We start from the raw sequence: 13,374 nt of genomic DNA, 5'->3' as shown, positions 1-13,374 counted from the left end.
GTGCGGGCAACGTGGAAAACGTGATGCCAAAACAAAAGTTCTCTACAGGTCCGGAACCCTCGATTCAAGTCACACGGTTTCTGATGTCACACTATTGTTTATGGATCAAGTAGTTGCCGTCACCGCCGACGCCGTGTCACCACTTTCGGCGATGCCCACCGGCAGCGATCCGCAGATCATGGCTCTGGTACGCGAAGGCGTCACGGATGCCTTCGACGTGCTCTATCAGCGGCACATGAAGGTGGCACAGTTTGTAGCCCGTTCCCAGACAGACAACCCGAGCGATGCGGATGATGTGGTGGCCGAGTCTTTCGCTGCGATTTTTCAGCTGCTGACGGAAGGCAAGGGGCCCAAGGAGTTCTTCCGGTCCTACCTCCTGACCGTGGTGCGGCGCACCGCCCACGATCGAAACCGGAAAGCCCGCCGGATGCCCATCGCAGAGGACGACGCCATCCTCGACGCTCCGGTCATGGACAACGATCAAGTAGTCAGCGAACTTGAGTCAAGCATGATGGCCAAGGCGTTCAAATCCCTGCCGGAGCGCTGGCAGGCTGTTCTGTGGCACCTGGATATCGAGGGCCTGAAACCTGCAGCGGCCGCTCCCTTCGTGGGCCTGAGTCCCAATGGTGTTTCGGCGCTGGCGCTCAGGGCCAGGGAAGGCCTGCGGCAGGCCTACCTGCAACAGCACATCGGCCGGACCGTGGATCAGGCCTGCGACGAATACGCCGGCCAGCTGGGCAAGTACGCCCGGAATGCGTTGAAGCGCACTTCCTCGGAGAAAGTCGGCGCCCACCTGGAAGGCTGTGCCAAATGCACGGCCTTGTTGATTGAACTCAATGACATCCAGGGCGGCATGCGCTCCATCCTCTTCCCCCTTCTGACGGGAATCACTTTCACGCCGGCTGGAGCGGCGGCCATCGGATTCGGCGGCACCGTGGCAGCGACAGTAAACGGAGGTGCCGGGAGCACCGCTGTACCGGGAAATATCGCTACCCAGGGCATCCGTGGCCTCAGCAACGCGTGGAAGTTGACGGCCGCACTGGTAGTGGGCGTCATGGCGTTGGCAGGGACCCTCATCTGGTTCCTTCAGCCAAGCCCGGCGTCCCAATCCACGGCTACGTCCGAGGCCGTCTCCAACCTCCCGCCAGCTCAGGAGACGTCGCTGCCCACGGCAACTCCACTCGCCACCGCGTCCTTGCCTGCAGTACCGGAATCTCCCGCGGTCGTGATTCCACGGGCAACAACTCCCTCGCCCGACACTCCGGTCGCAGCGCTGCCGGAACCTCCCGCCGTCGTGTCTCTACCAGCCGCGGTCCCGCAGCGGAAGGCTGTTGTGGTGGACTCCGGTACGGTGACGTCGACGCCGGCACCCAGTGGCGTGCCTCCTGCGGCACCCGCTACCCAGACGGTTGATGCCAGGTTCACAGCTGCCCAGGGGGCGAACCCCACCGAACGGGAACTGAAAGTGCAGTTCGCGCTTGAGGGACAGGGCACGCCGACTACCGGCCACGTGGACTTCACCCTGCCTGGCCAGGCAACGTTCCTGGCTGGGAAAACCCTCGCTCCCGCGGGGTGGACGTGCGCCGGTGTCTCTGGGGGAGACCGCCTGATCCGGTGCAGTACCGACTCCTTGGCCGGCAACGACCTCTCGTTCGTGCTGGGAATAGCCATGCCAGCCTCCGCCGTAACTGGAACGCTGGACTACCGGTTTGCCGGGCAGGGCGTCATCACCAAGAACTTCACCAATACGTTCAGCTAGGCACCACAGGGCTTTCCGGGCTGGTGATGGTCTTCGTTGCGCCCTCCGGCGTTTGGTTCCAGGCTCCTCCGCTCAGCCGACTGCTCAGGCACGGCCGTTCATAAGCAGCTCCAGGCCGGCAGCCCGGCCACCAGCCTGCCACCTGCCCGGCACCTGCCCGGGCACCTGAGGCCGTTACCGATGAGGTCGACTGCCAGTCTCTTTAATCTTTTTTGGATTTTCCGCGTTTTTCGCGTCACGAAGAGTCGTCTCCGTCCACTGGAGTACTGGCGAGTAGCCTAGCTCGATGCCGATTCGCTTCTGCGAGTCGTCCTCTTGCGTGACACAGAAAAGCGAGAGACCGTGAAACACACACGTCCACAAAAGCTGTTGGCGGCAGTAGTCGCCACAGCGATCATGTCCCTGGGGGTGGGCGGCGCCTTAGCGCCGCCGGCCTTGGCGACAGTCCCGGGGTCACCGGGTGTCGCCCAACCCGGAACACCTGTCTATACCGAGGACTTCTCCAACGAGAACGCCACTGGCGGTGCCATCAGCATCCTCAATTACACCGGTGGCACTGAAGCTGCCAACGAAACATACTTCGCCGACGCTCCCTATACTCCGGCCGGCGGACAATGCAATGGCTGGGTGATGAACTCTTCCACCCCGTTGCCCACCTCAGACGCCGGTTGCGTCAACAACCAGCCTGCTGGCTGGGGCCAAATCGGTGAAATGGCGGTGGCCCTCGGCCAGGCCCAAGGGCAAACGGCCACCCAGGCCGCCACTAACCAGGCCCTGTCCGAATACACCAACAATCCCAGCGGCCAGATCGCTGCGGGCGTCCAGTTCCGCACCGAAGCCAACACCATCCCGGCTATTGCCGGTCATTACTACGCGGTATCTGCGTACTTCGCCCAGGTAAACTGCCAGGCGACGCACGCCAAAGAGACTTTCAGCCTGCTTATCAACGGAACCCGACAGGTTCTCAGTACGGGCCTGGACCCCTGTGGCGCCAGCAACCTGGCACGGGTCCACGTCACAGAACTCCAGTCTGCAGCCTTCCAGATTCCCATGGGCACCTCTCCCTCCCTTGGTCTTGAACTGAGGAATGAAGCCACCAGCGGTTCCGGCAACGATGTCGCTTTCGACCTTCCGCAGATCGTGGACGTCACGCCCCAGGTGGACAAGTCCTTCACGCCCTCCCTCATCGGACCGGGCGGAACCTCCACGGTGACCCTGACGGTGACCAACACCGACGACCTGAAGGCCAAGAACGACTGGTTCATCACGGACACCCTTCCTGCCGGCGTCGTTATCGCTCCTACCCCAAATATGGGTGGCACTTGCGTGCAGGCTTCGGGAACCAATCCCTTGGTACGCACGGCAATTGCCGGCAGCAATGTCTTCTCGGTCACCGGCGGCGACATCGCCCTGGGCATGACCTCCTGCACCATTACGGTGGACGTCACGGCAGCGGCCGAGGGCACCTACGTCAACGGTCCCGCCAACATTGCCACCAACCTGAACCCGCCGGCAGACGCCACCTTGGTAGTCAAGGCCCCGCGCCTTGAACTGAGCAAGGCACTGGATGCCACCCGCCTGATGGATTCGGATCAGTTCACCACTGAAATCCGCACCGGCTCGGCTACCGGTCCTGTTGTCAGCAACACTGCCAACGCCACCACAACTGGTACAGGCTCCACCGTTACCGCAGGTACGGGTGTCACCGGCGAATACGTCGCTGATGCCGGCGCAACCTACTACTTGACGGAGTCGGGAACCAACCTCTCGGGTTACAGCAAGGTGATCACCTGCGTTGATGCCAACGGTCTTCAGGCAGGATTGCCCAATGGAGCAGTAGTAGATTCTGCATACTCCTTGGTGCCAGTTGCAGGCGCCGATATCAGCTGTGTTCTCACCAACACGGCCGTCCCGGCACCGGAGTTGGAATTCACCAAGTCCGCTGACGCTTCGGACATCCAGGATCCGTCTGTTGTGGGTGACCAGATCACCTACACGTTCACGTCCACCAACACGGGCAACGTGCCGCTGACGGGTGTCACCATCAACGACCCCTTGGCTGGATTGTCGGCATTGACCTACACCTGGCCGGGAACTGCGGGCACTCTGTTGCCCGGCGAAACCGTGACTGCCATGGCCACCTATGCCATCACCCAGGCTGATATCGATGCAGGACACGTGGCCAACCTTGCCACCACCACGGGTAATCCTCCGACAGGTCCTCCCGTTTCCCCGCCGCCTGCAGGTACCGATACTCCGCTGACTCCGGCTCCGGCCATGGAGTTCAGCAAGTCTGCTGATGCCTCGGATATCCAGGATCCGTCGGTTGTTGGTGACCAGATCACCTACACGTTCACTTCCAAGAACACGGGCAATGTATCCCTGACCAACGTGTCCATCATCGATCCATTGGGTGGCCTGTCTGCATTGACCTACACCTGGCCCGGTGCTGCAGGAACCCTGCTGCCCGGCCAGACCGTCACCGCTACGGCGACGTACGCCATCACGCAGGCCGACATCAACGCCGGTCACGTCGCCAACACGGCGACTACCACCGGCACTCCGCCCACCGGTCCCGCGGTAACACCGCCCCCGGCTGGGACTGATACCCCCCTGACTCCGGCTCCGGCCATGGAGTTCAGCAAGTCTGCTGATGCCTCGGGCATTCAGGATCCGTCGGTTGTTGGTGACCAGATCACCTACACGTTCACGTCCAAGAACACCGGTAACGTTCCGCTGACCAACGTGTCCATCAACGATCCGTTGGCGGGCCTTTCGACGTTGACCTACACCTGGCCGGGTACTCCGGGCGAGTTGCTTCCGGGCCAGACGGTGACGGCTACGGCAACGTACGCCATCACGCAGGCTGACATCACGGCCGGTCACGTGGCGAACTCGGCAACCACCACGGGCACCCCGCCTGTTGGTCCTCCGGTGACGCCTCCTCCGGGAACCACGGACACTCCGCTGACGTCTACTCCGGCCATGGAGTTCAGCAAGTCCGCCGATGCGTCGGCGATTCAGGATCCGTCCGTTGTGGGTGACGTCATCACCTATAAGTTCACGTCCAAGAACTCCGGCAATGTGCCGTTGACCAACGTGTCCATCAATGATCCCCTGGTTGGCCTTTCGGCTTTGGTTTACACCTGGCCGGGCACTCCTGGTGAGTTGCTTCCGGGGCAGACGGTGACGGCTACGGCAACGTATGCCATCACTCAGGCTGATATCGACGCCGGTCATGTCGCCAATGCGGCGACGACCACGGGCACCCCGCCTGTTGGGCCTCCGGTGACGCCTCCTCCGGGAACCACGGACACTCCGCTGACTGCGGCTCCCGCTATGGAGTTCACCAAGTCGGCTGACGGTTCGGACATCCAGAATCCGTCTGTTGTGGGCGATCAGATCAGCTACACGTTCACTTCGAAGAACACGGGCAATGTGAAGCTCACAGGTGTGGTCATTGATGACCCGCTGGCTGGACTTTCACCGCTGGTTTACACGTGGCCTGGTGCCGCAGGTGAGTTGCTTCCGGGTCAGTCGGTGATGGCTACGGCAACGTACGCCATCACGCAGGCTGATATCGACGCCGGTCATGTTGCGAATGTCGCGACCACCATAGGCAACCCGCCCACTGGTCCTGCTGTCACGCCTCCTCCGGCTGGTACGGACACTCCGTTGACGGCTGGTCCGGCCATGGAGTTGACCAAGTCCGCTGATGCTTCGGCGATCCAGGATCCGTCGGTAGTGGGTGACCAGATCACCTACACGTTCACCTCGAAGAACACGGGCAACGTGAAGCTGACTGGTGTTGTCATCAGCGATCCGCTCGCGGGTCTGTCGGCCCTGACCTACACCTGGCCCGGTACTCCGGGCGAGTTGCTTCCGGCCCAGTCTGTAACGGCTACGGCAACGTATGCCATTACGCAGGCTGATATCGACGCCGGTCATGTGGCGAATGTTGCGACCACCACGGGTACTCCGCCCACCGGTCCCGCGGTAACACCGCCTCCGGCTGGTACGGATACCCCGTTGACGCCTGGACCTGCCTTGGAGTTCAGCAAGTCTGCTGATGCTTCGGCGATCCAGGATCCGTCGGTTGTGGGTGACCAGATCACCTACACGTTCACCTCGAAGAACACGGGCAACGTGAAGCTGACAAACGTGTCCATCAACGATCCGCTTGCTGGCCTTTCGACGTTGACCTACACCTGGCCGGGTACGCCCGGCGAGTTGCTTCCCGGTCAGTCGGTGACGGCTACGGCAACGTACGCCATCACGCAGGCTGATATCGACGCCGGTCATGTCGCGAACAGCGCCACGACCACCGGCACTCCGCCGGTTGGTCCTCCTGTCACGCCTCCTCCGGGAACGACGGATACTCCGTTGACTCCGGCTCCGGCCATGGAGTTCAGCAAGTCCGCGGATGCCTCGGCTGTTCAGGATCCGTCTGTTGCGGGCGATCGCATCGTCTACACGTTCACTTCGAAGAACACGGGCAACGTGAAGCTCACCAATGTGTCCATCACGGACCCGCTGGCTGGTCTTTCGGCTTTGGTTTACACCTGGCCGGGCACCCCGGGTGAGTTGCTTCCGGGCCAGACCGTCACGGCTACGGCAACGTACGCCATCACCCAGGCTGACATCAACGCCGGTCACGTCGCGAACAGCGCCACGACCACCGGCACTCCGCCTGTTGGTCCTCCTGTCACGCCTCCTCCGGGAACCACGGATACTCCGTTGACTCCGGCTCCGGCCATGGAGTTCAGCAAGACGGCTGACGCTTCGGATATCCAGTCGCCCTCCGTCGTGGGGGATCAGATCAGCTACACGTTCACTTCCAAGAACACGGGCAACGTGAAGCTCACTGGTGTGGTCATCAATGACCCGCTGCCGGGCCTCTCGGGACTGGAATACACTTGGCCGGGAACCCCCGGCGAGCTGCTTCCCGGCCAGACGGTGACCGCTACAGCAACGTATGCGATTACCCAGGCTGATATCGATGCCGGGCATGTTGCCAACTCGGCAACCACTACGGGCACCCCGCCCGTTGGCCCTCCGGTGACGCCTCCTCCGGGAACAACGGACACCCCGTTGACCCCGGCTCCGGCCATGGAGTTCACCAAGTCCTCGGATGCCTCCGCTATCCAGAACCCGGCGGTTGTTGGTGACCTGATCACTTACGGCTTCACGGCGAAGAACAGCGGCAACGTGACTCTGACCAACGTGTCCATTACGGATCCGCTGGCTGGTCTCTCGGCACTGACGTACACGTGGCTTGGTGCCGCAGGTGAGTTGCTTCCGGGTCAGTCGGTGACGGCTACGGCAACGTATGCCATTACGCAGGCTGATATCGACGCCGGTCATGTCGCTAACTCGGCGACCACTACGGGCACTCCGCCTGTTGGCCCTCCGGTGACGCCTCCTCCGGGAACAACGGATACTCCGTTGACTCCGGCTCCGGCGATGCAGTTCACCAAGTCGGCTGACGCCTCCGCTATCCAGAACCCGTCCGTTGCAGGTGACCTGATCACCTACACGTTCACGGCGAAGAACAGTGGCAACGTCAAGCTGACCGGTGTAGTCATCAATGACCCCTTGGCCGGTCTGTCTTCCCTTGAGTACACCTGGCCGGGTACCCCCGGCGAGCTGCTCCCGGGCCAGTCGGTGACGGCTACGGCAACGTACGCAATTACCCAGGCTGATATCGACGCCGGTCATGTCGCGAACAGCGCCACGACCACCGGCACTCCGCCCGTTGGCCCTCCGGTGACGCCTCCTCCGGGAACAACGGATACCCCGTTGACCCCGGCTCCGGCGATGCAGTTCACCAAGTCCGCTGATGCTTCTGCCATCCAGGATCCTTCGGTTGTGGGTGACGTTATTACGTATACCTTCACCTCGAAGAACACGGGCAACGTGAAGCTCACCGGTGTGGTCATCAACGATCCGCTGGCCGGCTTGTCTGCCCTCAAGTACACCTGGCCTGGTACCCCCGGCGAGTTGCTTCCGGGCCAGACCGTGACGGCTACGGCGACGTACGCCATCACGCAGGCAGACATCGACGCCGGTCATGTCGCCAATGCGGCAACCACCACGGGCACTCCGCCGGTTGGTCCTCCTGTAACGCCTCCTCCGGGAACCACGGACACTCCGTTGACCCCCGGCCCGGCGATGCAGTTCACCAAGTCCGCGGATGCCTCGGGCATTCAGCACCCCTCGGTTGTGGGCGATCAAATCACCTACACCTTCACGGCCAAAAACACGGGCAACGTGACTCTGACCAACGTGTCCATCACGGATCCGCTGGCTGGTCTCTCGGCGCTGGCTTACACTTGGCCGGGCACTCCCGGGGAGTTGCAGGCGGGTCAGACCGTGACGGCTACGGCAACGTACGCCATCACCCAGGCTGACATCAACGCCGGACATGTCGCGAACAGCGCCACGACCACCGGCACTCCGCCGGTTGGTCCGCCGGTAACGCCTCCTCCGGGAACGACGGACACTCCGTTGACCCCGGCACCGGCCATGGAGTTCAGCAAGACTGCTGATGCTTCGGCTGTCCAGGATCCTTCGGTTGTGGGTGACGTTATTACGTATACCTTCACCTCGAAGAACACGGGCAACGTGAAGCTCACCGGTGTGGTCATCAAGGATCCGCTGGCTGGTCTCTCGGCGCTGGCTTACACCTGGCCGGGTACTCCCGGGGAGCTGTTCCCGGGTCAGACGGTGACTGCTACGGCAACGTATGCCATCACCCAGGCTGATATCGACGCCGGTCATGTCGCGAACAGCGCCACGACCACCGGCACTCCGCCGGTTGGTCCTCCTGTCACGCCTCCGCCGGGAACGACGGATACTCCGTTGACCCCGGCTCCGGCGTTGGAGTTCAGCAAGTCTGCCGACGCTTCGGCTGTCCAGGATCCTTCGAAGGTTGGTGACGTTATTACGTACACCTTCTCCGCGAAGAACATCGGAAACGTGAAGCTCACTGGTGTGGTCATCAACGATCCGCTGGCTGGCCTCTCGGCACTGGAATACACCTGGCCAGGCACCCCCGGCGAGCTCCAATCAGGTCAGACGGTGACGGCTACGGCAACGTACGCCATCACGCAGGCTGACATCGATGCCGGTCACGTCGCCAATGCTGCGACCACCACGGGCACTCCGCCTGTTGGTCCTCCTGTCACGCCTCCTCCGGGAACGACGGATACTCCGTTGACTCCGGCTCCGGCCATGGAGTTCACCAAGGCTGCAGATGCCTCCGGTGTTCAAGATCCGTCGGTTGTGGGCGATCGCATCGTCTACACCTTCACGGCCAAGAACACGGGCAACGTCACGCTGACCAACGTGTCCATTACGGATCCGCTGGCTGGTCTCTCGGCACTGGCTTACGCCTGGCCAGGCGCAGAAGGAAACCTCCTGCCCGGTCAGACGGTGACGGCTTCGGCATCGTATGCCATCACGCAGGCGGATATCGACGCCGGTCATGTCGCCAACAGTGCCACCACCACTGGTACTCCTCCCACCGGTCCGCCGGTAACGCCTCCTCCGGGAACCACGGACACCCCGTTGACCCCGGCTCCGGCAATGGAGTTCACCAAGAGCTCGGACGCGTCCGCCATTCAGAAACCCGCAGTTGTTGGTGACCAGATCACTTACACCTTCACGGCGAAGAACTCCGGCAATGTCACGCTGAAGAACGTCACCATTGACGATCCGCTGGCTGGTCTCTCGGCACTGGCATACACCTGGCCGGGTACTCCGGGCGAGTTGCGGCCGGGTCAGACGGTGACGGCTACGGCAACGTATGCGATTACCCAAGCTGACATCAATGCAGGCCATGTTGTGAACGCGGCAACCACTACGGGCACTCCGCCTGTTGGCCCTCCGGTGACGCCTCCTCCGGGAACAACGGACACCCCGTTGACCCCGGCTCCGGCGATGCAGTTCACCAAGACAGCTGACGCTTCCGCTGTTCAGGACCCGTCCGTCGCAGGTGACAAGATCACCTACACGTTCACGGCCAAGAACACAGGCAACGTCAACCTCACCAACGTGTCCATCACGGACCCGCTGGCCGGTTTGTCCGCCCTTGAGTACGTTTGGCCGGGCACTCCGGGCGAGCTGCTCCCGGGTCAGACCGTGACCGCTACGGCAAGCTACGCGATTACCCAGGCGGATATCGACGCCGGTCACGTCGCGAACAGCGCCACGACCACTGGCACTCCTCCCACCGGTCCGCCGGTAACGCCTCCTCCGGGAACCACGGATACCCCGTTGACCCCGAAGCCGGCGATGGAGTTCAGCAAGTCTGCGGACGATTCGGCAGTCCAGGATCCTTCCAAGGTTGGCGACGTCATCACGTATGCCTTCTCCGCGAAGAACACCGGCAATGTCACGCTGAAGGACGTCACGATCACCGATCCGTTGGCTGGTCTTTCGGCACTGACGTACACCTGGCCGGGAACCCCCGGCGAGTTGCTTCCGGGTCAGACGGTGACGGCTACGGCAACGTATGGCATCACGCAGGCTGATATCGACGCCGGTCATGTCGCGAACAGCGCCACGACCACTGGTACTCCTCCCACCGGCCCGCCGGTGACGCCTCCTCCGGGAACGACGGACACCCCGTTGACCCCGGCTCCGGCAATGGAGTTCACCAAGTCCGCTGACGCTTCGGCGGTCCAGGATCCTTCGAAGGCCGGTGACGTGATCACGTTCACCTTCTCTGCGAAGAACACGGGCAACGTCACGCTGACCAACGTGTCCATCACGGATCCGCTGGCTGGTCTCTCGGCGCTGAGCTACACCTGGCCCGGAGCTGCAGGAGCACTGCAGCCCGGTGAGACAGTGACGGCTACGGCAGCGTACGCCATCACGCAGGCTGATATCGACGCCGGTCATGTCGCGAACAGCGCCACGACCACTGGCACTCCTCCCGCCGGTCCGCCGGTAACGCCTCCTCCGGGAACCACGGACACCCCGCTGGTCCCGAAACCGGCGATGGAGTTCACCAAGTCGGCTGACGCTTCGGCTGTTCAGGATCCGTCCGTTGCAGGTGACCTGATTACCTACACGTTCACGGCGAAGAACACCGGCAACGTGACGCTGAAGAACGTCTCCATCAGCGACCCCCTAGCGGGACTGTCGGCACTGAGCTACACCTGGCCGGGTACCCCCGGCGAGCTGCTGCCGGGTCAGACCGTGACGGCTACGGCAACGTACGCCATCACTGTGGCTGATATCGACGCCGGTCACGTCGCCAACTCGGCGACCACCACCGGTACCCCGCCGGTTGGTCCTCCTGTAACGCCTCCTCCGGGAACGACGGATACCCCGTTGACTCCGGCTCCGGCAATGGAGTTCACCAAGTCCGCGGACGTCTCCGCTGTTCAGAACCCCACCGTTGCGGGTGACAAGATCACCTACAACTTCACGGCCAAGAACACGGGTAACGTGACCCTGACCAACGTGTCCATCACGGATCCGCTGGCCGGCCTCTCGGCATTGACGTACACCTGGCCCGGGGTAGCAGGCACGCTGCTGCCCGGTGAGACAGTGAAGGCTACGGCAACGTACGCCACCACCGAGGCTGACATTGATGCCGGCCACGTGGCGAACTCGGCAACCACTACGGGCACCCCGCCCGTTGGTCCTCCGGTGACGCCTCCTCCGGGAGAGACGGATACTCCGTTGACCCCGGCTCCGGCCATGGAGTTCAGCAAGACCGCTGTGGCTCCGGCAACGGATGGTCCGTCGAAGGTGGGTGACGTGATCACCTACAGCTTCACGGCCAAGAACACCGGCAACGTGAAGCTCACCAACGTGTCCATCACGGATCCGCTGGCTGGCCTTTCGGCGCTGACCTACACCTGGCCGGGAACCCCCGGCGAGCTCCTGCCCGGTCAGACAGTGACGGCTACGGCAACGTACGCCATCACCCAGGCCGACATCAACGCCGGTCACGTCGCCAACTCGGCCACCACCACCGGCACTCCGCCCACCGGCACGCCGGTGACACCTCCTCCGGGTGAAACGGACACCCCGTTGACCCCGAACACAGGAGTGGAGTTCACCAAGACGGCCGATGCTTCGGCCGTGGGAGACCCCACCCAGGTGGGTGACGTGATCACATACACGTTCACCGCGAAGAACACCGGGAACGTCCCGTTGACGGGCGTCTCCATCAACGATCCGATGCCGGGCCTCTCGGCCCTGGCGTACACCTGGCCCGGTGTTGCAGGAACCCTGCTCCCCGGTGAGACCGTGACCGCTACGGCAACGTATGCGATCACCCAGGCGGATATTAATGCCGGCGAGGTTGCCAACACGGCGACCGCAACGGGTACACCTCCGACGGGACCCCCGGTCACCACACCACCTGCAAGTGTTGTTGTGACCTTCCCGCCGGTTGTTCCGAGCCAGCCTGAAGGCCCACTGGCCAATACGGGAGCTGTCCTCACCGTGTTGCCCATCAGCCTTCTGGTAGTTGGCGCGGGGCTGTTCCTGTTCCTCGTTGGACGCCGCAAGCGTTCCGAGGCATAGGACAAAAAGTGCGCGGCAATCGGGGCCCCAACCCCGGTTGCCGCGCATTTTCATCAAACGTACAACCCAGAAAGAACCAGGTAGCCACACCATGAAGAAGACTGTCGCATTCATAGCGGGGGCGCTTGTTTCAGCAGCCGCGCTCGCCGGCTGTTCATCAGCGGGCAATGAGGCGGGGACATCGCCGTCGTCAACTACAACCCAGGCCGCCACCATGGGTGAGGCGAAGCCTGCCAACCCGGGCACCGGCATCATCGCGGCCACCAAGATGACTTCCTGCGATACTGCGCAGGGAAAGGTGACGGCGAAGGGGACCGTAACTCCTCCCGAGGGAACCAAGGGCACGGTCAAAATTACTGTCAGTTGGGTGGATTCGAACACCTCGGCCGTCCTCGCCCGCGGGGAGCAAACCTTTAAGGACGCCGCAGCGGGCAAGGCCCTTGACTGGGTAGCCAACGCAGAGGTGACCAAGCCGGCCACAGAGATCAAGTGCGTCTTGGGGGCCACGGTTTTGTAACAGGCACGGTCTTGTAACACGCGCGGTCTGCTGCAGGCACCACGCCACAGCGGTCGATCAGGTATTCACTACCTGGTCGGCCGCTTTCTTTGCCACTGCACCGCGTGCCAGAACAGCAGACCGGCGGTGATCAGCGCGGCAGCCAAGAGAGCATAGGGCGCGTTGGAGAGCATCATGAAGTTCACTTGGGCTGACTCGGCGGACTGGGCGGGCGTGGGGCCCGTCATCATCGCACCGACCGAAGTGGTCAGCGCCCAGAACCCAAGCCAGGCCAAGCCGGCGTCCAGGACCCACAACGCAATGACGAACGGGTTGACCGGAGTGCGCTTGCGTTCCGGATCCGCGGGCTCGGGCACGTGGGGGCTGACGGCCTGCACAGCGTTGCCATGCTCGTCGATTTCGCGGAAGCCGATGCGCTCGTGGACGTGGTCCTTCATAGGGTCCCCAACCGTTGACTGCGGATAGTCTTTGCACTCTACTCCTGTCGCCGCAGCTCCCGGCAGGAAAGTGGGCACCCCGTGCGCGTGGCCCAATGGAGACACTTCATGGCCGA

General features: G+C 62.7%; 4 protein-coding genes. 3 read left to right on the top strand and 1 reads right to left on the bottom strand.

What is annotated here, in order from left to right; all coding sequences use genetic code 11:
- The first annotated feature begins 100 nt into the window (after nt 1–100).
- The 3 genes from RQH14_RS02045 to RQH14_RS02035 all read left to right on the top strand — a co-directional run bounded on the left by RQH14_RS02045 (nt 101) and on the right by RQH14_RS02035 (nt 12,821).
- Nucleotides 101–1,759: a sigma-70 family RNA polymerase sigma factor gene (locus tag RQH14_RS02045; RefSeq protein ID WP_311211672.1), complete on the top strand. Its 1,659-nt coding sequence runs from the start codon at nt 101–103 to the stop codon at nt 1,757–1,759.
- Between the two features lie 396 nt (nt 1,760–2,155).
- A complete protein-coding gene (locus RQH14_RS02040) occupies nt 2,156–12,304 on the top strand; it encodes a hypothetical protein (RefSeq protein WP_396136303.1) in 10,149 nt (3,382 codons plus the stop codon).
- 91 nt (nt 12,305–12,395) lie between these two features.
- Nucleotides 12,396–12,821 (top strand): hypothetical protein, encoded by a 426-nt coding sequence (locus tag RQH14_RS02035; protein WP_311211670.1) that lies wholly within the window; start codon nt 12,396–12,398, stop codon nt 12,819–12,821.
- 68 nt (nt 12,822–12,889) lie between these two features.
- Here the strand turns inward: RQH14_RS02035 and RQH14_RS02030 are convergent, their stop codons facing one another.
- The gene (locus tag RQH14_RS02030; RefSeq protein WP_311211669.1) at nt 12,890–13,258 is read right to left on the bottom strand and encodes a hypothetical protein; all 369 of its coding nucleotides are present in this window, start codon (nt 13,256–13,258) and stop codon (nt 12,890–12,892) included.
- Nucleotides 13,259–13,374: the final 116 nt, after the last annotated feature.

Origin of the sequence: Arthrobacter sp. WCS2018Hpa-7 (assembly GCF_031843805.1) — a bacterium.
Taxonomy (GTDB): domain Bacteria; phylum Actinomycetota; class Actinomycetes; order Actinomycetales; family Micrococcaceae; genus Arthrobacter.
Note: the sequence above shows the minus strand (reverse complement) of the source record. Positions and strands in the feature narration are given on the sequence as shown.